The sequence below is a fragment of the Stutzerimonas marianensis genome (assembly GCF_022810315.1).
Lineage (GTDB): Bacteria > Pseudomonadota > Gammaproteobacteria > Pseudomonadales > Pseudomonadaceae > Stutzerimonas > Stutzerimonas marianensis.
The window spans coordinates 426696-447230 of sequence record NZ_JALGRD010000003.1 but is presented as its reverse complement, the minus strand read 5'-3'; the positions used below and the strand labels follow the sequence as shown (position 1 = coordinate 447230).

Sequence of the window (20535 nt, the reverse complement as noted above, 5' to 3'; positions counted from 1 at the left end):
ATTGGCTAATTGTTCAGCGTCTCCTTAATGTCATCTCAGCTCTTCGCGATGCCTGAAGCCGATGCGATAATCGTTACCGATAGCTGACGTTTGCCAATAACTCAAAGGACGGGGTCTATATGGAGAAGAGATATGAGCACTCAAAAAATCTGCTGTTTAAGTATGCAAGCAGCCAATGGCGGGGTCAGACCGGACGTTCCGGCCAGGAAGGGTGGGAAGGGGCTGGGAATAGCTGAGTGATGGATCAAATTCCCTCTTTACTCATCGCCGGCCAGCTCTTAATGGCGATAGTGGCAGGTTTGCTGCTCAACCTGACGCCCTGCGTTTTGCCTGCAATTCCCATTAAGGTCCGGACCATCTTACGAGAGGCGGGCAGCCAACGATCGCACCGCGTGCTGGCGGCATTGGCGTTCACCGCAGGAACGCTCGCGTTTTTCCTGACGTTGGGCGGACTGACCGCACTTCTGCAGTGGAGCTGGGGCACTTTGTTTCAGTCTGCGGTGTTCGTTGGTGTCCTTGTTGCCTTGATGGTCGGGTTTGCGGTGGTCACCTGGCTGGATTTGCCCATCCCGATCCCGGCGTTCGCCGCCTCGGTCCATGGCCGGCGCTACTTTGAAGCATTCGTATCTGGGTTATTGAGTGCGGTTTTGGCCGCACCCTGCGCCGGTCCTTTCCTTGGTGGAGTCCTAGCCTTTGCCGTTACCCAGCCGACGCCGGTAAGTATGGGGATATTCGGCAGTATCGGGCTGGGGTTGTCGCTGCCCTACGCAGCATTGATGCTCAAACCCGATTGGCTGAGCCGGTTGCCCAAGGCGGGGCCCTGGACCCTGGTCATTAGAGAAGTGCTCGCGTTGGTCTTGCTGGCCGCAGCCGTCTTTTTCAGCGCGAGCCTGGTGCCCAAAGCGGTTTATACCTGGCTATGGTGGTCTTGGCTGGCCCTGGTGCTGGCCTGGGGTGCCCGCCGTTTCGTCCAGGGTAATGGTACCGTGCGTGTGATCACCACAACGGCGGCAGGCCTTGCCCTTGCGATGACTGTGGAATTCGCATCCCCGCTGGGCAACAGCGAAGACGAACTCGTCTGGCAACCCTACTCCGCAAAACTACTGACGGAGACAAAAGCCCAGGGCACACCCTATTTGCTGGAGTTCACCGCCGACTGGTGCATCAACTGCAAGATACTTGAGCGCACGGTCTACCAGGAGGCCGCTGTGGCCGAAGCCGTGCGGCGCACCAAGATGGTGCCCATACAAGTTGACGTGACAGCGAGCAACCCAGAAAAAGATGCGCTATTAACTGCGACCGGCGGGCAGGCCTTACCCTTCGCAGTGGTTGTTGACCGTGACGACACCGTTATCGCCCGTTTCACGGGGCTTTTTGACACCGACAGCTTGGTCGAAGCTATCAATCGCACCGGAAACCCACAACCTTAGATACTGGAGACCCAATCATGGTGATTCGACAAAAAGGATTGCTAGCTGGAGTAGTGGTTTTTGCGATCGCGATCGCTGCGTTCATGTTGATCGACACCAACGGAAACAACCTCGACGCTGCCCAGACTGAACGTGCCGGTCTTGAAGTCCCGGTGCCGACCCGAGCAGGGTTGGCAAATTCCGCTGATAAGGTCCGCCTCACTGTTGCGGGAGGCGCCGCAGCAATGGCGGGAAAGACGGGTGATTTCGTTTTAACACTGAACATTCAACCGGGCTGGCATGTGAATGCAAATCCGGCCTCCATGGAATTCCTGATTCCCACCGTCGTCAGCTCTTCAGTCAACGGCCAGGCGCTTATAATCCCGACGCAGTACCCGCGCGGCCGGGTCAGTGACATTGTGCTGAGTGACACCGCCCTAGAGGTGTATGACGACGGTGCAAGTATTCGGCTGCGGCCCGACGAAAAACAGACCGCCGTGCTGGAAAAGGTAGGCAGGCTCGAAATGATTGTACGGGTGCAGGCCTGCAGTGACGAGGGCATTTGTCTGGCACCGACTGACCTGCCCGTTGCGCTGAATCTGGACGATACCAAGCGACAATAAGTCAGAACGGCCCTCGGAAATGACTCAATTGGGGAATGACTGTGAACAGCTTATTCTGAGTATTCCCCGATTGCCGTGGTTGCGCTGGGCAGCTCAACGCCATGCCCCACCGTTCATATCTTGAGATGGGCGAGACTCGCTTCGTTAAACACCAAACTTACATTGTGATTCGCGCATTCCGCATGACGAAGTGGCTTCGGGGCAGTGCCGGCAATCGGTCCCAGGTGATTGATAGATCCTGTTCGGGAACCTCATATTGGAGCGAGCGAGCCAGGAAGCGAACAGCAACGCTCATCAATGCGACGGCGACGCCTTCACCTGGACAGCGATGGTTAACATGCGGGTCGCCTGGTCCTTGTGGGATGAAGCAGTATGGCGACGGAGAGTTGGATCGAAAGCGCTCAGGCTTGAAACGATCTGCCTCCTCCCAGAGCTGGGAATCGTGATTGGTTCCGTATAAGTCCAGCAGGACTAAGGTGCCCCTGCCAAAGGCAAATCCTTCCCATAGAAAATCTTCTTTCACGCGAGCGCTGATCGCTGGGAAGAAGGGGTAGAAACGCCGCACTTCCTGCACAAAGCAACCTATATCTCTTTCATCTCCCGACTGCAGGTTTCTCAGACAGAACGGGTGCTTGTGCAGCGCTAGCGCTGCAAAGGTTATGAATACAGAGACGGCTACCGTCGGCCGCAGCAGATTTAGTAGTTCCACTGATGCGGTATGTAGATCCAACGGCTGTCCGTGCTGGTCCTTGTAATGGGCGATGCGTTCGAGAGGCGATTGCTCGGGTGTAGGGGGAGCGGCGCGAGTGGACTCGACGAGCTCTGCCGCCCATTGCTCCAATCGGCGACGTGCCTTCCGTGCCTGCCAGTGCTGCAGACCGATCGCGCCGGCGTGCTCATAGAGAGCTGCAAGATCTTGAGTCCATTGTTGAACATCTCTTTCAGCGATTGGAGCACCGGCCCAGTCGCATACGGTGCGGCATAGAATTTCGCGAGCAATCTCGTAGAGGACGATTGACTCACCGGGACGCCAAGTTCGCGCATACTCCCTCCAACGAACCTCGCTCAACTCTGCTAGTTCCTGCACGTTCGCGGGTGTGAGCACTCCCATGAAGAGGGCCTTTCGGTGACGATGCGCATCACCGTCCAAACCTTGGACACCGTCTTGTCCGAATAAGGTTTTTTGCAGTCGCTTGGGCGCAGCGTTCTGGCGAACGAATCGGTCAGGGTCGCAAATCAAGCGAGCAGCTTCGGCACCTGTTAGGCACAGAGTTTTCTGTAATATCAAGCGAGTTTGAAACACAGGCGATTGATGAAACTTACTGCGCGTGGAGATAAATCGGTAGGGATCTCGCAAAAAGGCCCAAGTACTGTCCAATCCGGTGTCACGCGGTATGTTTGGCATTGCTGACTCCACCCGTTCTAGCTACGTGTTGCGGATTTCATCCTGCTCTGAAGAATTGTGACCGGCCGGGTAAGCAGATGTTGGATGAACAGGATCAATAAATTGCCCGAAATAATTTCTGGGGTAGTCCTTTTCATGCAATCCAACCTCAGCCTCGCCCAGCTTCCCGGCGCTGTCGTAGAAGGTTCCAAACATCTGATCCCACACAGTTGAAAACTCACCGAAGTTGACCTGAGCGTCTTCGAAGTCGCGCTTATGGTGCCAACGATGGACCTCAGCAACCCCTAGCACATGCCGCAGCCAACCCACGCTGTAGTCCAGGTTCGAATGCTGAAAGGCCAGATGGACGGTTAGGATCCCAAACCACGTTGCGACTACGGCAGACGGAGCTCCAGATATGAGCAAAACCACCAGCCCCGGCCCGGCCATCAACGCCGCATGCAGAGGATGTCGACGTTCTCCGTTCATCCAGTAGAGCCGCTCAGCGCTGTGATGGATCATGTGAAAGCGCCACAGCCAATGCACCCGGTGGCTGATGCGGTGCATCACATACAGGCTCAAGTCGAGCACGGCGGCGACTAGTAGCAATTGCAGCCACAATGGGCTCTCGATCGGAAAGAGCCGAACCGAAGCCGGTACCGCATCGCCTAACTTAGCCAGAAATTCTGCAGTAAATTGAATGACAGACAGGTTCACCAGCATGTGCAGCAGATCCGTCAGGGTGTCCTGATGATCTTCCAGCCAGGCTCGCCGAAAAGGCTGGATGCGCTCCAAGCCAGCAATGAGTAGCAGCCCCGCCGCGGCGACTATGGGTGTGGTGGGCCAATACGGTATACCTGCATACAGCGCCCAAATCATGAAGGAGGCACAGCCGCCAAACACAAGTGGATAGCTCAGCCACCGTATGGCGAATCGCAAGGGAATAGACATCGCTCAGCTCCTGAGTAGGGAGCCATGACTGTATGTGGGAAGGTCCGCTTTCGGCTTGAACGAAAGAGCTACGACCCCTGAAGATCGACTTCAGCCAGGGCGGAGGAAGGATCGATGCCCAGCAGTGCCCGGAATGTCCGGGAGAAATGTGCCGAGTCAGAAAAGCCCGCCTCATGGGCCGCTTCAGTGAGTAGACCCCCTTTGGCTAGGTGCTGTAGGGCTTGTGTGAGACGTAACCATTTCGCATAGCTGCGCAGCGGCAAGCCTGTCTGTTCCACGAACCAATGGGAAAACCGTGTAGGGGATAAATGCACCAACGCGGCCATTTCTTCGCGCCTCATTTGGCCTCTATGCAGCGCTTCAATCACCTTTGTCAAGCGAGGATCTGGAATCGGTGGATCGGGTAGCCGCAGTGCCTGGCGCACCCCCGTCCTAACCTGGAGAGCGGTATGTCCTGTCTCGCGCAGCATATCGATAATCGCTACTACGTCCGCCGGGGCGATCACGACTACCCTTGCTTCTTCGGTACCCCGCATAGTTGGGGCTTCATCGGATAGTGCATCCAGATAGATCGACAGCACTCGACCAGCACTGATCCGGTGTTTCAGGCCCGCGGCGATGAAGATGGCAGCCCCTGTTTGAATGCCCAACGGGGTTTCAACCGATACAGGTGAATCGAGGCCCACTGAAATCTGATGCGCCTGATGGTGGTGCCACTCCTGGTGGCCGGCACGGCCATGAAAGATGCCGATGCCGGGCCCTATCCAGGCCTGGCCTGCCCAGCGTACGGTATCCGTTGAGAGCGAGCCTTTCATTCGTTGACTCGGCCGGCTTCCGCATTTGGGCTTAGCAAACTGCTCAGGATCAACATGGCGGCGCCACCGACGATAGCAATATCCGCCAGGTTAAACGCAGGCCAATGCCAGGACAGCCAGTAAAAATCCAGGTAGTCGATTACATGGCCTCGAAATGCGCGATCAATCAGATTCCCAACTGCCCCGCCCAAGATAAGGCTATAGCCTAGGGCTTCGCTTTTGGCTCTGCGTTTACGCAATATCAGAGCCAGCACGATCGAAACGACCAAAGCTATGACAATGAAGAAGTAACGCTGCCAACCACCCGCGTCAGCCAGGAAGCTGAACGCTGCACCGGTATTCCAGAAGTGAACCAGGTTGAAGAACGGGGTGAGAGGAATCACGGTGCCGACCGGGAGCGAACCCGTAATTGCGCTTTTCAACGCTAGGTCGGCCGAGGCAATGGCTAGCGATAGCATCCACCAGAACCCAGGAGCAACAAGAGGTGATCTAGGAGACGACCTCATTGCATTTCTCCGTGAAGAAGTCGCTGCAGCTCCGGTGAAATAGGCATCGGCGCAAAAGCACTGACCCTGGCGCGCCCGCTGTTTCCGAGCGGCACCCAGATCTTCGAGAACAGCAGGGCCGCCATGATTCGCGGTACTTGGCTGAGCACCTTTCGTAAGTCGCGCAACTGCCAGCCGGCCCTCAGCATCAGCCAATGGCTCTGAGCATGAAGAATAGGCATTCGCTGGCTCAATATGTGGGCTCGCTCCAGCCAGGAGAAAGCCTCGGTTGGCGCCTCTTCATTAAGTGCTTTCCTAGCCTGGAAGAAGGCCTCATCAATGGCAATGCTGAGAGCGGTATTCATCTGGATCTCACTTACGCAGTAGATGCCCGAGTGAACACCCTATAGCTGCTATAGGGTCAAGCGCTATGGGCGATTCAAGACGACGCAAAAATGACTTTATGCCGGATTACGAAAGAGGTTTGTGGGGTTTGGGGAGCAATGGAACCAAAAACCAACGTAAGCCCTACCACCTGCGCTCGGTGCCTTCTTCCCAGGCATCCGCCTCGATGAAGCAGTTGCGCATGTCGGCTTCCTGGCTGATCTCGGTCAGCAGGTCGTGCACGGTCTTGTCCAGCTCGTCGTCGCTTCGATACGAAATGGCCAACTCGTAGTGGCCCGACTCCAGCCGTTTCATGCCGTAGGGTTCCAGGCAGTAGCGCTCGATGTTCTCCTTGGCCCGTTTGTCACTTTCAGAAGGCGACAGCACGAAATATCAAAAGTCGACCGCACGGTCTTTTCTGACGTTGGAGTCGCCTCAGAAAACGGAAAATAAAGCACGCTAAGGCGTAGTTCCCTCGGGCTACACCGCGTCCGCACTGCGCGGTTCTTTCTTCCCTTGCAGTGACGCAATCAGCGGGCAGGAAACGTTCCCCTTCCGCGCATGGCAGGCGCACACCAAATCAGACAGCACGGCCTCCATGCGCGCCAGGTCAGCCATCCTCTCGCGCACGTCCTTGAGCTTGTGCTCGGCCAGGCTGCTGGCTTCCTCGCAATGGGTGCCATCCTCCAGCCGCAGCAGCTCGGCGATCTCATCCAGGCTGAAGCCCAACCGCTGGGCTGATTTCACGAAGCGCACCCGCGTTACATCCGTCTCGCCATAGCGGCGAATGCTGCCGTAAGGCTTGTCCGGTTCCGGGAGCAAGCCCTTGCGCTGATAGAACCGGATGGTCTCCACATTGACCCCGGCCGTCCTGGCGAAAACGCCAATGGTCAGGTTCTCCAAATTGTTTTCCATATCGCTTGACTCCGTACATAACTACGGAAGTAAGCTTAAGCTATCCAATTCAGATTCGAAAGGACAAACGTATGTCTGAACCTCAAAACGGGCGCGGCGCGCTCTTCACTGGCGGGCTGGCCGCCATCCTCGCCTCGGCTTGCTGCCTCGGGCCGCTGGTTCTGATCGCCTTGGGGTTCAGCGGCGCTTGGATCGGCAACTTGACGGTGTTGGAACCCTATCGCCCCATCTTTATCGGCGTGGCGCTGGTGGCGTTGTTCTTCGCCTGGCGGCGCATCTACCGGCCGTCAGCCGCCTGCAAACCGGGTGAGGTTTGCGCGATTCCCCAAGTGCGAGCTACTTACAAGCTCATTTTCTGGGGCGTGGCCGTGCTGGTTTTGGTCGCGCTCGGATTTCCCTACGTCGTACCATTTTTCTATTGATCACAGGAGTTCACCATGAAAAAGCTGCTTTCCGCCCTTGCCCTCGCTGCCGTTGTTGCCCCCGTGTGGGCCGCCACCCAGACCGTTACGCTGTCCGTACCGGGCATGACCTGCTCGGCCTGTCCGATCACTGTCAAGAAGGCGATTTCCAAGGTCGATGGCGTCAGTAAAGTTGACGTGACCTTCGAGACGCGCGAAGCGGTGGTCACCTTCGATGATGCCAAGACCAGCGTGCAGAAACTGACCAAGGCTACCGAGGATGCGGGCTACCCATCATCAGTCAAGAACTGATCATGAAAGACCCGAAGACACTGGTGCGGGTCAGCATCATTGGCACAACCCTCGTGGCGCTGTGTTGCTTCACCCCTGTTCTGGTCATTTTGCTCGGTGTGGTCAGCTTGTCCGCGCTGACCGGCTATCTGGACTATGTGCTGCTGCCTGCGCTGGCGATTTTCATCGGCTTGACCATCTACGCCATCCAACGAAAACGCCAAGCCGATGCCTGCTGCACCCCGAAATTCAATGGAGTAAAAAAATGACCGAAATCACCGTGAATGGCATGACCTGCACATCCTGCGCCACCCATGTCAAAGATGCTTTGGAAAAGATTCCCGGCGTGAATGCCGCTGTGGTGTCCTATCCAGAAAGCCGCGCGCAAGTCATGGCAGACACCGCCGTGAGCCACAACCAACTGCTGGCCGCCATCGCCGCATTGGGTTATCAAGGCTCGATCCGGGTTGGTGATTTCAAAGATGAACCAAAAATCCGTGATGCACTTGAGGGCGCCGGTTTGCATATCGCCATCATTGGCAGCGGCGGGGCCGCGATGGCGGCGGCGCTGAAGGCCGTCGAGCAAGGCGCGACGGTCACGCTGATCGAACGCGGCACCATCGGCGGCACCTGCGTCAATATCGGCTGTGTGCCGTCCAAGATCATGATCCGCGCTGCCCATATTGCCCATCTGCGCCGGGAAAGTCCGTTCGACGGCGGTATTGCGGCAACTGTGCCTGCGATTGACCGCAGCAAACTGCTGGCCCAGCAGCAGGCCCGTGTCGATGAACTGCGGCACGCCAAATACGAAGGCATCCTGGACGGCAATCCAGCCATCACCGTTTTGCACGGTGAAGCGCGTTTCAAGGACGACCAGAGCCTGGTCGTCCGTTTGAACGAGGGTGGCGAGCGCGAGGTAACGTTCGACCGCTGCCTGGTCGCCACCGGTGCCAGTCCGGCCGTGCCGCCGATTCCGGGCCTGAAAGAGTCACCCTACTGGACTTCCACCGAAGCGCTTGTCAGCGACACCATTCCCGCACGCCTGGCCGTGATCGGTTCGTCGGTGGTGGCGTTGGAACTGGCGCAAGCCTTTGCCCGGCTCGGCAGCCAGGTCACGATCCTGGCACGCAGCACCTTGTTCTTCCGGGAAGACCCGGCCATCGGCGAGGCCGTGACAGCCGCTTTCCGCGCCGAGGGCATCGAGGTGCTGGAGCACACGCAAGCCAGCCAGGTCGCCCATGTGAACGGCGAATTCGTGCTGACCACCGGACACGGTGAATTGCGCGCTGACAAGTTGCTGGTTGCCACCGGTCGGGCACCGAATACGCGCAGCCTCGCGCTGGACGCGGCGGGGGTCACTGTCAATGCGCAAGGGGCCATCGTTATCGACCAAGGCATGCGCACGAGCAACCCGAACATCTACGCGGCCGGCGACTGCACCGACCAGCCGCAGTTCGTCTACGTGGCAGCGGCCGCCGGCACCCGTGCCGCGATCAACATGACCGGCGGCGACGCAGCCCTCAATCTGACCGCGATGCCGGCAGTGGTGTTCACCGACCCGCAAGTCGCCACCGTGGGCTACAGCGAGGCGGAAGCGCACCACGATGGCATCGAGACCGACAGTCGCACGCTGACACTCGACAACGTTCCGCGAGCGCTTGCCAACTTCGACACACGCGGCTTCATCAAGCTGGTCATCGAGGAAGGTAGCGGACGGCTCATCGGCGTGCAGGCGGTGGCCCCGGAAGCGGGCGAACTGATCCAGACGGCGGTGCTCGCCATCCGCAACCGCATGACGGTGCAGGAACTGGCCGACCAGTTGTTCCCCTACCTGACAATGGTCGAGGGGTTGAAGCTTGCGGCGCAGACCTTCAACAAGGACGTGAAGCAGCTTTCCTGCTGCGCTGGATAAAAAAAGGACGTTTTCAATGAGCGCCTACACCGTGTCCCGGCTGGCCCTTGATGCCGGGGTGAGCGTGCATATCGTGCGCGACTACCTGCTGCGCGGATTGCTGCGTCCGGTGGCGTGCACCCCGGGCGGCTATGGCCTGTTCGATGATGCCGCCTTGCAACGGCTGTGCTTCGTGCGGGCGGCCTTCGAGGCGGGCATCGGCCTGGACGCGCTGGCGCGGCTGTGCCGGGCGCTGGATGCTGCGGACGGCGATGAAGCGGCCGCGCAGCTTGCCGTTCTGCGCCAGTTCGTCGAGCGTCGGCGCGAAGCGTTGGCCGATCTGGAGGTGCAGTTGGCCACCATGCCGACCGAGCCGGCACAGCACGCGGAGAGTCTGCCATGAACAGCCCCGAGCGCTTGCCGTCCGAGACGCACAAACCGATCACCGGCTACCTGTGGGGCGCGCTGGCCGTGCTCACCTGTCCCTGCCATTTGCCGATTCTCGCCATTGTGCTGGCCGGCACGACGGCCGGCGCGTTCATCGGAGAGTACTGGGGTATCGCAGCCCTCACGCTGACCGGTTTGTTCGTCCTGTCTGTGACACGACTGCTGCGGGCCTTCAAAGATCGATCATGAGCGCTTCCCATTGAGACAAACCACGCTGTCGCTACGTTGCCTCATGCCGGCATCAAATTCGGCTGAGTAGCTTCTCGCCATCTGGACGTAGCTCACCCTTGGGTGAAACATGCCGATACAGGGTCTGCCGCGTGACGCCAAGTTCCTGGCACAGGTCGCCGACCTTGGTCTCTGGCTGACCCATTGCCGCCATCGCCAGCCGCAGCTTGGCGGCGGTCATCTTGAACGGCCGGCCGCCTTTCCGCCCGCGCGCGCGGGCCGAGGCTAGGCCGGCAATCGTGCGCTCCGCGATCAACTCGCGCTCGAACTCGGCCAGGGCGGCGAAGATGCCAAAGACCAGCTTGCCGGCGGCGGTCGTGGTGTCGATGGCCGCGCCGTGCCCGGTTAATACCTTCAAGCCGATGCCGCGCCCAGTCAGGTCGTGCACGGTGTTGATGAGATGTCGCAGGTCGCGTCCGAGCCGATCCAGTTTCCACACGACCAGTGTAAACCGGCCGTTGTCGTCGGGCGGCCAGCCGAATCTGCAATCGAAGACACATCATGCTCAGTAAACCGGTCAGCGCTCAGTTAACGTTTGTCCTTGCCCTCGTCATGCTAATGGCATGGGCCGGGCATAGCGCCGCACTTGGCCCTGGGGTGAGCCAAGGTGGGTGGAACGGCGGGGACCATGCTCATGCTCATTCCCAAAGCACGGGTATTTCGGTCTGTGCCAGATGCGCGGATCACTACCACTCCACGCTTACCGCCGACCACGTGCACGAAACGCCATACCTGAGTACGCTTCTCACCGTCAGTACGCTGCCAGAGCGTCCGCAGCCGATAGAAGCCACGCGCTACGTCATCCCTCCCAGTCCGATCTTCCTGATCGAGCGGCCACCACGCCCAAGATTCGCACTCTGACAACGGCCGCTATGCGGCCAATACCACTGTCACGTAGGACTCAACTATGCATTCGCTATCCATGTGCGATATGGGCGCATTTTCCGCGCGCCCAAACCGCTCGCTAATACTGCTGCTCTTGTTCACCGCATTGCTATTTCTCGGCATGCCTGACGCGCTGGCCCACGCTGTTGCCGAGGGCGACAAGGGCTTTATCCAGGAAAGCTCCGGGGTGATGGTGCTGCCGTTCATCTACATGGGCGCCAAGCACATGATCACCGGCTACGACCATCTGTTGTTTCTCTTTGGGGTGATCTTCTTTCTCTACCGCCTGAAAGACGTGGGGCTCTACGTCACCCTGTTCGCCGTGGGCCACACCGTGACGCTGCTGCTCGGTGTATTGGCGGAAATCACCATCAGCTCCTATGTGATCGACGCCATCATCGGTTTCTCGGTGGTGTACAAGGCCCTGGATAACCTGGGCGCCTTCCAGCGCTGGTTCGGCCACCAGCCGAACACCAAAGCGGCCACGTTGATTTTCGGTTTGCTGCATGGCTTCGGCCTGGCAACCAAAATCCAGGAGTACGAGATCTCCGCGGATGGCCTGGTCGCCAACCTAATCGCCTTCAACGTCGGAGTCGAAATTGGCCAGCTACTGGCGCTGAGCGCCATTTTGATCGTCATGGGCTACTGGCGACGAACCGCCAGCTTCTGGCGCCATGCCTACACCGCTAACGTCGCCATGATGAGCGCCGGTTTCCTCTTGATGGGTTACCAGCTCACCGGCCTGATCGTCTCTCAGTAAGGAATTCTCAGCATGTTCAATACCAAGCTTCCAACCCAGTGTGAATTGCCAACCAGCCGCCAGCTGCTGCGCTCCACTGTGATCGCCGTGGGTGTTGCCGCAGCGTTACTGGTCACCGTAGTGATGCCTTCTGAATATGCCATCGACCCCACGGGCGTCGGCCGTGTACTTGGCCTGACTCAGATGGGTGAAATGAAAGAAATTCTCGCCGAAGAAGCGGCTGCGGATGCAGCTGTCCCGCCAGCAGCGGCCCCGGTCGTACAAGCCCCCGCGTCTAGTCAGGTGGCGCCTCAGGAGCAAGTTGCGGCAGCAACTGTGGCTGAGCCGGTTGCAGAGCCGCAGCCCGCCCTGAAGTCCGATGAAGTGACTGTCACGCTGAAGCCGGGCGAGGCCAGTGAAATTAAGCTGGAGATGCTGGACAAGGCCACGGTCAGCTACGAGTGGGCAACCGATGGCGTTCCGGTCAATCACGACACCCATGGCGAGCCCTATAACGGCCCGAAGGGCTATTACCACAGCTACAGCAAGGCCAAGCAGGTCAAAGGTGATAAAGGCGAATTCACTGCCATTTTCGACGGCACCCACGGCTGGTTCTGGCGAAACCGTAGCAACCGTGACGTGACGATTACGCTCAAGACCAAGGGTGAGTACCTGAGCGTCAAACGCGTTATCTAAGAGAAATAGCCCCAGCGTCATGGGCGCCGGGGCTTTTACATCCCTGATCGATATTGAAGGAATACATCATGACGAATTCAATTACGCTGAGCCGCTCCCTGCTGCTGGTTTGTTTACTAGGTCTGCTGTCGGCATGTGGCGGCAGCGAGCCGGAGACGCAAGCTGAAGTCGAAAGTCACGGTCATTCTCACGACTAAGAGGCGGAAAGTTGTCTTGTTACGTGCAATGACTCGCTAATCGCTTGCACGTAACAATTGGTAAGTTTTAGGCGCCGGCCACATCATATCTAAGATCTGTTAAGTGGCTGCTTTTGGCCGAAAGCGGTCGTCTAGTACTGTAACTCCTCGTACTGGCCGGTAGCGTATCAAGTGGCATCGTTCAGCTAACGAAGCGTTCCGAGTCGACCCCGAACCAGAAACGGCATGAGATTTACCGGGGTGACGCCAGCCGGGGCATGCCAGCGAATATCGCCGAAGGGGTCAAAAGGAGCTAAGACGATTTGGTCACTAAGTGCAGGATATATCGGATTGCTATCTTGAGTAGCTAATACATGTTTGTTTGGTCGCTTGTTCATATAAATGATTCATCTATATAGAGGCGACCAAGACTTAGTGGTAACGCTAACCGCCACACTGGTTATCGTCGAAATAGACAAAGGCCAACTTGTTGCCGTCAGGATCACGAACATAGGCTGCGTAGAATCCCGTTCCGTACTCAGGTCTGGGGCCAGGAGAGCCTTCGTCAGTACCTCCGTTCTCAAGCGCGAGTTCAAAGAGTCGCCCTATTAGCGCTGGGCTCTCCGTGAGTAACGCCGTCATGGTTCCATTGCCGGGGCGTGCTTCCTCTTGGTTATAAGGAAGACAAGCGTGAAAGGTGGGGGTCCGGTTGCCCGGAACTCCCCAAGCAACCGATCGCTCGTCCCTCCACGAAATTTCCAACCCCATTGCTGAGAATATAGGTTCGTAGAAACGCGCTGAACGGTTCAGATCGGTCGTTCCGACCATTGTATATGCAATCATCCTTCCCTCCCAATCTCGCTGAAAAAAGGAGTAATAACCGAAGTGTAAAAAGCGCTGGTCATATGACATTTAGCCGAAGGCGTTCTCTTCAAGGCATCGAAGCAGATACCGCGCATGATCAGTCTACTGAGGAAACATCATTCAAGACTAGCGCGGCGTTGCTAGAAGAATAAGCGGCTTGCGCTAGCATTAAGCTGGGCGCGACAACAGACATCTAGTTGGGCGGCACCTGAAGGTTTCGACCAGCCACATAACGGCCTGGGTCAATCGACGGGCAAGAGTAGAATGTCTCCTATAGTCCGCTAGTGTGCGCTCTCTTGCTTGGATGGCATTACGTTCTGGCCCAACGTTACTGTAGCGAATCCGCAGCAGTATCAATCAAAGCCTCCTGTATCCCGCGTGAAGAAAGACGCTACGTTGCGCCCGTTCTTCCACGGCTTCGCTTGCCGCCCCGCTACGGCAGATTCGAAGCATTCATCGAAATGTCATCATTTAGAAGCAGTGCGTTAACAAGGAATTTCTACCCTTTGCATCGCGAACCGCAATTGTGCGGCCAGCAATATTGCGAAAGGTGATCAAATGACGCCCCATCCGATACAGGACGCCGTGCTGCGGGTCGACCGGTTGAGCGTCGTCTACCCAGGCGGCGTGACAGCCCTACGCGATACCTCGATTGCATTTCGGCGTGGTGAGTTCACCGTGCTGCTTGGTCTCTCGGGCGCAGGCAAGTCGACCTTGCTCCGTAGCCTCAATCGACTCGTCACGCCCACTCGCGGCAGTGTCACCAGCGAGCTCGGTGAGCTCGGCAGCGGCTCGGCCTTGCGTCAGCATCGTCGGCGTACCGCCATGATCTTTCAGCACCACCAGCTAATCGAACGTCAAAGCGCACTGGCTAATGTGCTTACCGGTCGGCTGGCCTTTCACAACACGCTCCGCTCGCTGTTTCCTCTGCCGCGTGCCGATCAGGAGATTGCGCTCAGTTGCCTCGCTCGGGTCGGTCTGGCAGACAAGGCGCTAAGCCGGGTGGACAAACTGTCCGGTGGCCAGCAGCAGCGGGTAGGCATCGCGCGTGCGCTAGCGCAACAGCCCGCGATCATTCTTGCCGATGAGCCGGTAGCCAGTCTCGACCCGGCCACTTCGGTCCGTGTTCTCGGACTGCTGCGCGACATCTGCAAGGAAGACGGCATCACCGCCATCGTTTCGCTGCATCAACTCGAATATGCCCGCCGCTTCGCCGATCGCGTCGTCGGGCTGGCCGATTCTCAGATCGTTTTCGATGCCGCGCCCTCGGAACTCACCGATGCGCAGCTTGAGCGCATCTATGCAGGCCGCTCTACGACTCAGCCAGCAACTGCTCCGGCTGAAACCCCTGTCATGCTCGCACCTTCACTGGAGATGTCCCGATGAAACGCTTATCCGCTCTCTTATTGACCTGTTTGCTGTCCGCTGTTTCAAGTCTGTCCGCCGTAGCGGCCGATGCCGATCCGGATGTGCTAAAGGTTGCGCTGCTGCCGGACGAAAACGCCTCGGAGTTGATCAAGCGAAACCAGCCGCTGAAGGATTATCTGGAAGAGCATCTGGACAAGAAGGTGCAGCTGATCGTAACCACCGACTATTCCTCGATGATTGAGGCGATGCGCTTTGGCCGTATCGACCTGGCGTATTTCGGTCCGCTGTCCTACGTCATGGCCAAAAGCAAAAGCGACATCGAGCCCTTCGCTGCCATGGTCATCGACGGCAAGCCGACCTATCGCTCAGTGATTATCGCCAATGTGGCGTCAGGCGTGAATGAGTATGCCGACCTTAAGGGCAAGAAGATGGCCTATGGTGACCGGGCATCGACGTCCAGCCATCTGATTCCCAAAACCGTGCTTCTTGAGACGGCCGAGCTGACGGGTGGGCAGGACTACGAACAACATTTTGTGGGCACGCATGACGCCGTTGCCGTCAACGTGGCGAACGGAAACGCCGATGCGGGTGGGCTGTCGGAGGTAATTTTCAATCAAGTAGCCGAACGTGGCCTAATCGATCCGAGCAAGGTGAAAGTACTTGGTTACAGCGGCGAATATCCCCAATACCCCTGGGCGATGCGCTCGAACCTGAGCCCCGAGCTGAAAACCAAGGTGCGGGATGTATTCGTCGGTATCGACGATCCCGAAGTGCTGCGCAACTTCAAAGCCGAGGCCTTCGCGCCAATCACTGACGCCGACTACGATGTGATTCGCAACATGGGATCGCTGCTCGGCCTCGACTTCGCCAAGATGTGAGCACCGATATGTCTACTCATCATGACGTGCAGGCGCTGCCTGCAGAGCAACGCGAGCACATCCTTCGAGGCTTCGGCCTCGGTTGGTGGCGCCAGCTGGGGCAGGTGGCAATTGTACTCGGAGTGGTGCTGTTGGCCTGCTGGTACGTGGGGCTGCTCGATGCCACCACGCTGCTGAACGGGCTGCCCTCCATCGCGACCCTGGCAGGCGAGGCCATGCCGCCAGACTTTTCGGGCTATCGAAGCTGGATTCGCCCGTTGATCGACACGCTGGCGATGAGCATCGCCGGCACGGCCATCGCAGTGGTGTTCTCGCTGGTGGTGGCCTTCGTTGCAGCGCGCAATACGGCGCCGCACCCCCTTGTGTTCGGTGTTGCCCGGGTGCTGCTCAATGCCCTGCGGTCGGTGCCGGAGCTGATCATGGGCATCATCTTCGTTGCAGCCGTAGGGTTCGGCGCCTTGCCGGGCGTGCTTGCCCTGGGTCTGCATTCGATCGGCATGGTCGGCAAGTTCTTCGCCGAGGCCATCGAGCACGTCGACGAAGCGCCGGTGGAAGCCGCTCGGGCGGCGGGGGCTACGCCGATGCAAGTGCTGCTGCACGCGGTTTTGCCACAGGTGACTCCGCAGTTCGCCGACGTGGCGATCTACCGCTGGGAATACAACTTTCGCGCCTCCACCGTGATGGGCATGGTTGGCGCCGGCGGTATCGGCTTCGAACTCATGGGCTCGCTGCGCATCATGCAGTACCAGGAGGTTGCAGCAATCCTGCTGGTCATCCTGGCCATGGTCACGCTAGTAGACGCCTTCAGTGGCGTGCTGCGCAAACGTTTCAAATAGGACAAACCATGCTGCCGAAACTCGTTATAACTCACCGAGTACACGATGAGATCCTGCAACTGCTGGCGCCACATTGCGAGCTGATGACCAACCAGAGCGACAGCACGCTGACGCGCGAGGAAATTCTGCGCCGCTGCCGCGATGCTCAGGCGATGATGGCGTTCATGCCCGATCGGGTCGATGCAGAATTTCTCCAAGCCTGCCCCGAGCTGCGTGTGGTCGGCTGCGCGCTCAAGGGCTTCGACAATTTCGATGTGGACGCCTGTACTGCCCGCGGGGTCTGGTTGACCTTCGTGCCTGATCTGTTGACGGTCCCGACTGCCGAGCTGGCGATCGGACTGGCGGTGGGGCTGGGGCGGCATCTGCGCGCAGCAGATGCGTTCGTCCGCTCTGGCGAGTTCCAGGGCTGGCAACCACAGTTCTACGGCACGGGGCTGGATAACGCGACGGTCGGCATCCTTGGCATGGGCGCCATCGGACAGGCCATGGCTGAGCGCTTGCAGGGATGGGGCGCGACCCTGCAGTACCACGAGGCGAAGGCTCTGGATACACAAACCGAGCAACGGCTCGGCCTGCGCCAGGTGGCGTGCAGCGAACTCTTCGCCAGCTCGGACTTCATCCTGCTGGCGCTTCCCTTGAATGCCGATACTGAGCATCTGGTCAACGCCGAGCTGCTTGCCCTCGTACGGCCGGGCGCTCTGCTTGTAAACCCCTGTCGTGGTTCGGTAGTGGATGAAGCCGCCGTGCTCGCGGCGCTTGAGCGAGGCCAGCTCGGCGGGTATGCGGCGGATGTATTCGAAATGGAAGACTGGGCTCGCGCGGACCGGCCGCGGCTGATCGATCCTGCGCTGCTCGCGCATCCGAATACGCTCTTCACTCCGCACATAGGGTCGGCAGTGCGCGCGGTGCGCCTGGAGATTGAACGTTGTGCAGCGCAGAGCATCATCCAGGCGTTGGCAGGTGCGCGCCCAATCAACGCTGCGAACCGTCTGCCCCAGGCCGAGCCTGCCGCATGTTGAATCCGGTCTGGCTGAAGAGCCTGGTAGCGATCGTTCAAACAGGCAGTTTTCAGAGCGCGGCGAGGGCGTTGGGGCTGGCCCAGCCGACGGTGTCGCAGCACTTGCAGAAGCTTGAAGAGCAGGTCGGCGTAACGCTGGTGCAGCGCAGTCGTAGCGGCTGCCAGCCTACCACACGTGCGCTGGCCTTCATGCCGCATGCGACCGCCTTGCTCGACATGCACGCCCGGGCGCTAGAAGCCCTGCATGGAAATAGTGAGCGCGTCGGGGCCAGCTCCAACATCGGCACCTACCTTCTCCAGCCATTCGTGCGCAGCTATCTGACGACCGCAAATGAGAGGGGCGAGGTGGATCTGCGCATCGCCGCCAACCCGGATGTGGCCGACCAGCTACTGGCGGGCCAGCTCGACGCCGCGATCATGGAATGGTGGCTACCTCACCCCGACTTCGAACACCGCCTCTGGCGGGTCGAGCCGCTGGTACTTATCGTCAGCCCCGACCATCCGCTGGCTGAAGCAGGGTGCATAGAACGCGATCGTCTGGTGGACCTGCCGATGCTGGGAGGTGAACCGGGTAGCGGTACCGGACGGCTTCTGACCGAATACTTTGGCGAGCTGGGCGTGCCTCGCAGCGGTATGCAGCTAGGCAGCACCGAGGCAGTCAAACAAGCAGTCAGGGCGGGACTCGGCGTGTCGTTGGTGATGGCTTCCGCAGTACAAGACGAAGTTCGCAGTGGCGCGCTGGTAGCTCTTCCCATCCCGGGGCTTGAAAAGCGTCTCCAACTGATCTGGCGCAAACCGCCCGGAAATCTGCACCCGCCGGGATTTGTGCGGCACTTATTGGAAGAGGCAGATCTAGCTGGATAAGGTGATGGATGGTTGCGATCCAGCGCTTGGCTTGTCAGCCTAGAGAGAAGGTTGCTGAAACACGGCTTAGGGAAACTCTGAAGAAGACTTCCTGATTTTGGCAAAATGTCCGGACTCCACCCGCCGAGTTCTCCGATGAAGCAAATGACCTTCGCCGACGCCGAGTACGCCGGCAAGCGCAAGCAGACCCGCAAANGTCCGGACTCCACCCGCCGAGTTCTCCGATGAAGCAAATGACCTTCGCCGACGCCGAGTACGCCGGCAAGCGCAAGCAGACCCGCAAAGAGTTGTTCCTGATCGAGATGGATCAGGTGGTGCCGTGCAAGGGTTTGATTGCCCTGATCGAGCCGCACTACCCCAAGGGTGAAGGTGGTCGTCCGGCGTATCAGCTGATGGCGATGCTGCGCGTACATTTGATGCAGAACTGGTTCGGCTACAGCGATCCAGCGATGGAGGAGGCGCTGTACGAGACCACAATCTTGCGCCAGTTTGCCGGGCTGAACCTAGAGCGTATTCCCGACGAAACCACCATCCTCAATTTCCGTCGCCTGCTGGAGAAGCACGAGTTGGCGGCCGGGATTCTGGCGGTGATCAATGGTTACCTGGGCGATCGGGGCCTGTCGCTGCGCCAGGGCACCATCGTCGATGCCACGCTGATCCATGCGCCGAGTTCGACCAAGAACAAGGACGGTAAGCGTGACCCGCAAATGCACCAGACCAAGAAGGGCAATCAGTATTACTTCGGCATGAAGGCCCACATCGGCGCGGATGCCGAGTCTGGCCTGGTGCACAGCGTGGTGGGGACGGCAGCCAACGTTGCTGACGTTACCCAGGTCGACAAACTGCTGCATGGAAAGGAAAACATGGTCGGCGCCGACGCGGGTTACACCGGCGTAGAGAAACGCCCGGAACATGAAGGCCGGGAGGTGATCTGGCAGATTGCGGCCCGCCGCAGTACGTACAAGAAGCTGAGTAAGCGCAGTGCGCTGTACAAAGCCAAGCGCAAGATCGAGAAATCCAAGGCCCAGGTGCGCGCCAAAGTCGAGCACCCGTTCCGGGTGATCAAGCGCCAATTCGGCTACGTGAAGACACGCTTCCGTGGCCTGGCGAAGAACACCGCGCAGTTGGTGACACTGTTCGCGCTGTCGAACCTGTGGATGGCGCGCCGACATTTGCTGACGAATGCAGGAGAGGTGCGTCTGTAAAGCGGGAAATGGCCGGCGCGAGGTGCTCGCGCCGGCTATAAATCCGGAAAGAGGGGATGATTTGATCGTTTTTTAGCCGAATCACCGTTTTGAAATCGGCAAGGGCTGGAGTCAGCCAGAAATACCTGACTACTTCAGACCATCCCTAGGACGGGAGACGATGTGATGGACGGACACAATTTCGAAAGGCTAAAAGCCCACATCTTGATGCATTCCGTTTCGGACGACTTTGAGGTAGCGCGCCGAGAATGGAGTCTGGTAACTATCGAGGTAACCGAGGAGTTCGATCAATGCCCCTGTGGGCAGGACATCAAAGAGCACTGCTATATCAGGAACAGCCTGAACGGTAATCAAACGTATGTCGGCAACGTCTGTATCAATCGCTTCCTCCAGATCAACACCGGCAACCTGTTTGAGGGCCTCAAGCGAATAGCTAGTGACCTCAAGGCAAATGCCAATCATGACTTGATTGAGCATGCGTGGAAGATGGGCTATCTATATGGAGAAAAGGAGTACATCTTCCTCCTTCAAACCATGCGCAGCCGAAAGCTGTCACCCAGCCAATTAGCATGGAAAGAGAAGATTAATCGCCGGATAGTCCAGCAAACGGTGGTCAAGAGTCGCACCCACCGTACATGAATATCGAGCCCGACCAATCCAAGTCTGAAAGCAGCGTGAGATACGGGAGTCGAGTGACTCATATTGGCCGATTGCCGCCACTCAGCATTCGGCAGATAAACGATTCATCTATTTCGCGGTCCGTCTTTGCCTCGACGATTTAG

26 protein-coding genes and 1 pseudogene are annotated in these 20535 nt (G+C 58.5%); 18 read left to right on the top strand and 9 right to left on the bottom strand.

Annotated features, from left to right (window positions below; translation table 11 throughout):
* Positions 1-239 precede the first annotated feature (239 nt).
* Both MST27_RS07745 and MST27_RS07740 read left to right on the top strand, forming a co-directional pair.
* Positions 240-1430, top strand: coding sequence for a protein-disulfide reductase DsbD family protein (locus tag MST27_RS07745; protein WP_017246246.1), 1191 nt, complete (start codon positions 240-242; stop codon positions 1428-1430).
* Between the two features lie 17 nt (positions 1431-1447).
* Entirely contained in the window at positions 1448-2032 is a 585-nt protein-coding gene (locus MST27_RS07740) for a protein-disulfide reductase DsbD domain-containing protein (RefSeq protein WP_017246245.1), read from the top strand.
* A gap of 157 nt (positions 2033-2189) precedes the next feature.
* Here the strand turns inward: MST27_RS07740 and MST27_RS07735 are convergent, their stop codons facing one another.
* The 7 genes from MST27_RS07735 to merR all read right to left on the bottom strand — a co-directional run bounded on the left by MST27_RS07735 (position 2190) and on the right by merR (position 6966).
* On the bottom strand, positions 2190-3437 hold the full coding sequence (locus tag MST27_RS07735; protein ID WP_023083086.1) for a cytochrome P450: 1248 nt from the start codon (positions 3435-3437) through the stop codon (positions 2190-2192).
* 21 nt (positions 3438-3458) lie between these two features.
* Positions 3459-4367 carry a sterol desaturase family protein gene (locus MST27_RS07730; protein ID WP_023083085.1) on the bottom strand — a complete coding sequence of 303 codons (909 nt, stop codon included), beginning with the start codon at positions 4365-4367 and terminating at the stop codon, positions 3459-3461.
* 68 nt (positions 4368-4435) lie between these two features.
* Positions 4436-5182 (bottom strand): helix-turn-helix transcriptional regulator, encoded by a 747-nt coding sequence (locus MST27_RS07725; RefSeq protein ID WP_023083084.1) that lies wholly within the window; start codon positions 5180-5182, stop codon positions 4436-4438.
* The gene (gene lspA, locus MST27_RS07720; protein ID WP_023083083.1) at positions 5179-5688 is read right to left on the bottom strand and encodes a signal peptidase II; all 510 of its coding nucleotides are present in this window, start codon (positions 5686-5688) and stop codon (positions 5179-5181) included. The genes MST27_RS07725 and lspA overlap by 4 nt, the downstream gene beginning before the upstream one ends.
* Positions 5685-6032 (bottom strand): DUF3703 domain-containing protein, encoded by a 348-nt coding sequence (locus MST27_RS07715; protein ID WP_063542315.1) that lies wholly within the window; start codon positions 6030-6032, stop codon positions 5685-5687. The genes lspA and MST27_RS07715 overlap by 4 nt, the downstream gene beginning before the upstream one ends.
* A 163-nt stretch (positions 6033-6195) precedes the next feature.
* Entirely contained in the window at positions 6196-6438 is a 243-nt protein-coding gene (locus MST27_RS07710) for a hypothetical protein (protein WP_023083082.1), read from the bottom strand.
* Positions 6439-6531: 93 nt separating this feature from the next.
* Positions 6532-6966, bottom strand: a complete 435-nt coding sequence (gene merR, locus MST27_RS07705; RefSeq protein WP_000429838.1) for an Hg(II)-responsive transcriptional regulator — start codon at positions 6964-6966, stop codon at positions 6532-6534.
* Positions 6967-7037: 71 nt separating this feature from the next.
* Between merR and merT the strand changes: the two genes are divergently transcribed.
* From merT to merE, 6 genes are read left to right on the top strand one after another with little or no spacing between them, the layout of a single operon-like run.
* Positions 7038-7388, top strand: a complete 351-nt coding sequence (gene merT, locus MST27_RS07700) for a mercuric ion transporter MerT (RefSeq protein WP_001294667.1) — start codon at positions 7038-7040, stop codon at positions 7386-7388.
* Between the two features lie 15 nt (positions 7389-7403).
* A complete protein-coding gene (gene merP, locus MST27_RS07695; RefSeq protein WP_000735441.1) occupies positions 7404-7679 on the top strand; it encodes a mercury resistance system periplasmic binding protein MerP in 276 nt (91 codons plus the stop codon).
* 2 nt (positions 7680-7681) lie between these two features.
* Complete coding sequence (gene merF / locus MST27_RS07690) at positions 7682-7927, top strand: mercury resistance system transport protein MerF (protein WP_063542311.1); 246 nt, start codon at positions 7682-7684, stop codon at positions 7925-7927.
* Positions 7924-9570 (top strand): mercury(II) reductase, encoded by a 1647-nt coding sequence (gene merA, locus MST27_RS07685; RefSeq protein WP_000136268.1) that lies wholly within the window; start codon positions 7924-7926, stop codon positions 9568-9570. Before merF ends, merA begins: the two co-directional genes overlap by 4 nt.
* A gap of 16 nt (positions 9571-9586) precedes the next feature.
* The gene (gene merD / locus MST27_RS07680; RefSeq protein WP_003465059.1) at positions 9587-9952 is read left to right on the top strand and encodes a mercury resistance co-regulator MerD; all 366 of its coding nucleotides are present in this window, start codon (positions 9587-9589) and stop codon (positions 9950-9952) included.
* Positions 9949-10185: a broad-spectrum mercury transporter MerE gene (gene merE, locus MST27_RS07675; RefSeq protein WP_001087809.1), complete on the top strand. Its 237-nt coding sequence runs from the start codon at positions 9949-9951 to the stop codon at positions 10183-10185. Before merD ends, merE begins: the two co-directional genes overlap by 4 nt.
* A 52-nt stretch (positions 10186-10237) precedes the next feature.
* Here the strand turns inward: merE and MST27_RS07670 are convergent.
* Positions 10238-10672, bottom strand: a pseudogene (locus MST27_RS07670) (recombinase family protein); the annotation flags it as partial.
* 459 nt (positions 10673-11131) lie between these two features.
* On the opposite strand from MST27_RS07670, the gene MST27_RS07665 reads away from it, so the two are divergent.
* From MST27_RS07665 to MST27_RS22410, 3 genes are all read left to right on the top strand, one after another.
* On the top strand, positions 11132-11869 hold the full coding sequence (locus MST27_RS07665) for a HupE/UreJ family protein (protein WP_023083080.1): 738 nt from the start codon (positions 11132-11134) through the stop codon (positions 11867-11869).
* 12 nt (positions 11870-11881) lie between these two features.
* Complete coding sequence (locus tag MST27_RS07660; RefSeq protein ID WP_020309260.1) at positions 11882-12544, top strand: hypothetical protein; 663 nt, start codon at positions 11882-11884, stop codon at positions 12542-12544.
* Between the two features lie 68 nt (positions 12545-12612).
* Complete coding sequence (locus tag MST27_RS22410) at positions 12613-12741, top strand: hypothetical protein (RefSeq protein WP_255342263.1); 129 nt, start codon at positions 12613-12615, stop codon at positions 12739-12741.
* A gap of 423 nt (positions 12742-13164) precedes the next feature.
* Here the strand turns inward: MST27_RS22410 and MST27_RS07655 are convergent, their stop codons facing one another.
* Complete coding sequence (locus MST27_RS07655; protein ID WP_231098776.1) at positions 13165-13548, bottom strand: VOC family protein; 384 nt, start codon at positions 13546-13548, stop codon at positions 13165-13167.
* A gap of 594 nt (positions 13549-14142) precedes the next feature.
* On the opposite strand from MST27_RS07655, the gene phnC reads away from it, so the two are divergent.
* The 7 genes from phnC (at position 14143) to MST27_RS07620 (ending at position 20392) form a co-directional block, all read left to right on the top strand.
* On the top strand, positions 14143-14970 hold the full coding sequence (phnC, locus tag MST27_RS07650) for a phosphonate ABC transporter ATP-binding protein (protein ID WP_003117867.1): 828 nt from the start codon (positions 14143-14145) through the stop codon (positions 14968-14970).
* Positions 14967-15830: a phosphate/phosphite/phosphonate ABC transporter substrate-binding protein gene (phnD, locus tag MST27_RS07645; RefSeq protein WP_243605383.1), complete on the top strand. Its 864-nt coding sequence runs from the start codon at positions 14967-14969 to the stop codon at positions 15828-15830. Before phnC ends, phnD begins: the two co-directional genes overlap by 4 nt.
* A gap of 8 nt (positions 15831-15838) precedes the next feature.
* Positions 15839-16666 carry a phosphonate ABC transporter, permease protein PhnE gene (phnE, locus tag MST27_RS07640; protein ID WP_003298907.1) on the top strand — a complete coding sequence of 276 codons (828 nt, stop codon included), beginning with the start codon at positions 15839-15841 and terminating at the stop codon, positions 16664-16666.
* Positions 16667-16674: 8 nt separating this feature from the next.
* A complete protein-coding gene (ptxD, locus tag MST27_RS07635) occupies positions 16675-17685 on the top strand; it encodes a phosphonate dehydrogenase PtxD (protein WP_003152798.1) in 1011 nt (336 codons plus the stop codon).
* On the top strand, positions 17679-18548 hold the full coding sequence (locus tag MST27_RS07630) for a LysR family transcriptional regulator (protein WP_223920439.1): 870 nt from the start codon (positions 17679-17681) through the stop codon (positions 18546-18548). The genes ptxD and MST27_RS07630 overlap by 7 nt, the downstream gene beginning before the upstream one ends.
* A gap of 224 nt (positions 18549-18772) precedes the next feature.
* Entirely contained in the window at positions 18773-19753 is a 981-nt protein-coding gene (locus tag MST27_RS07625; RefSeq protein WP_243605382.1) for an IS5-like element ISPst5 family transposase, read from the top strand.
* Positions 19754-19918: 165 nt separating this feature from the next.
* A complete protein-coding gene (locus MST27_RS07620) occupies positions 19919-20392 on the top strand; it encodes a hypothetical protein (RefSeq protein WP_243605381.1) in 474 nt (157 codons plus the stop codon).
* Positions 20393-20535 lie beyond the last annotated feature (143 nt).

Excerpts from the sequence above, each read along its gene's own strand:
- MST27_RS07745 (WP_017246246.1), top strand. The coding sequence starts at position 240 with ATGGATCAAATTCCCTCTTTACTCATCGCCGGCCAGCTCTTAATGGCG.
- MST27_RS07740 (WP_017246245.1), top strand. The coding sequence starts at position 1,448 with ATGGTGATTCGACAAAAAGGATTGCTAGCTGGAGTAGTGGTTTTTGCG.
- MST27_RS07735 (WP_023083086.1), bottom strand. The coding sequence starts at position 3,437 with ATGCCAAACATACCGCGTGACACCGGATTGGACAGTACTTGGGCCTTT.
- MST27_RS07730 (WP_023083085.1), bottom strand. The coding sequence starts at position 4,367 with ATGTCTATTCCCTTGCGATTCGCCATACGGTGGCTGAGCTATCCACTT.
- MST27_RS07725 (WP_023083084.1), bottom strand. The coding sequence starts at position 5,182 with ATGAAAGGCTCGCTCTCAACGGATACCGTACGCTGGGCAGGCCAGGCC.
- lspA (WP_023083083.1), bottom strand. The coding sequence starts at position 5,688 with ATGAGGTCGTCTCCTAGATCACCTCTTGTTGCTCCTGGGTTCTGGTGG.
- MST27_RS07715 (WP_063542315.1), bottom strand. The coding sequence starts at position 6,032 with ATGAATACCGCTCTCAGCATTGCCATTGATGAGGCCTTCTTCCAGGCT.
- merR (WP_000429838.1), bottom strand. The coding sequence starts at position 6,966 with ATGGAAAACAATTTGGAGAACCTGACCATTGGCGTTTTCGCCAGGACG.
- merT (WP_001294667.1), top strand. The coding sequence starts at position 7,038 with ATGTCTGAACCTCAAAACGGGCGCGGCGCGCTCTTCACTGGCGGGCTG.
- merP (WP_000735441.1), top strand. The coding sequence starts at position 7,404 with ATGAAAAAGCTGCTTTCCGCCCTTGCCCTCGCTGCCGTTGTTGCCCCC.
- merF (WP_063542311.1), top strand. The coding sequence starts at position 7,682 with ATGAAAGACCCGAAGACACTGGTGCGGGTCAGCATCATTGGCACAACC.
- merA (WP_000136268.1), top strand. The coding sequence starts at position 7,924 with ATGACCGAAATCACCGTGAATGGCATGACCTGCACATCCTGCGCCACC.
- merD (WP_003465059.1), top strand. The coding sequence starts at position 9,587 with ATGAGCGCCTACACCGTGTCCCGGCTGGCCCTTGATGCCGGGGTGAGC.
- merE (WP_001087809.1), top strand. The coding sequence starts at position 9,949 with ATGAACAGCCCCGAGCGCTTGCCGTCCGAGACGCACAAACCGATCACC.
- MST27_RS07665 (WP_023083080.1), top strand. The coding sequence starts at position 11,132 with ATGCATTCGCTATCCATGTGCGATATGGGCGCATTTTCCGCGCGCCCA.
- MST27_RS07660 (WP_020309260.1), top strand. The coding sequence starts at position 11,882 with ATGTTCAATACCAAGCTTCCAACCCAGTGTGAATTGCCAACCAGCCGC.
- MST27_RS22410 (WP_255342263.1), top strand. The coding sequence starts at position 12,613 with ATGACGAATTCAATTACGCTGAGCCGCTCCCTGCTGCTGGTTTGTTTA.
- MST27_RS07655 (WP_231098776.1), bottom strand. The coding sequence starts at position 13,548 with ATGGTCGGAACGACCGATCTGAACCGTTCAGCGCGTTTCTACGAACCT.
- phnC (WP_003117867.1), top strand. The coding sequence starts at position 14,143 with ATGACGCCCCATCCGATACAGGACGCCGTGCTGCGGGTCGACCGGTTG.
- phnD (WP_243605383.1), top strand. The coding sequence starts at position 14,967 with ATGAAACGCTTATCCGCTCTCTTATTGACCTGTTTGCTGTCCGCTGTT.
- phnE (WP_003298907.1), top strand. The coding sequence starts at position 15,839 with ATGTCTACTCATCATGACGTGCAGGCGCTGCCTGCAGAGCAACGCGAG.
- ptxD (WP_003152798.1), top strand. The coding sequence starts at position 16,675 with ATGCTGCCGAAACTCGTTATAACTCACCGAGTACACGATGAGATCCTG.
- MST27_RS07630 (WP_223920439.1), top strand. The coding sequence starts at position 17,679 with ATGTTGAATCCGGTCTGGCTGAAGAGCCTGGTAGCGATCGTTCAAACA.
- MST27_RS07625 (WP_243605382.1), top strand. The coding sequence starts at position 18,773 with ATGAAGCAAATGACCTTCGCCGACGCCGAGTACGCCGGCAAGCGCAAG.
- MST27_RS07620 (WP_243605381.1), top strand. The coding sequence starts at position 19,919 with ATGGACGGACACAATTTCGAAAGGCTAAAAGCCCACATCTTGATGCAT.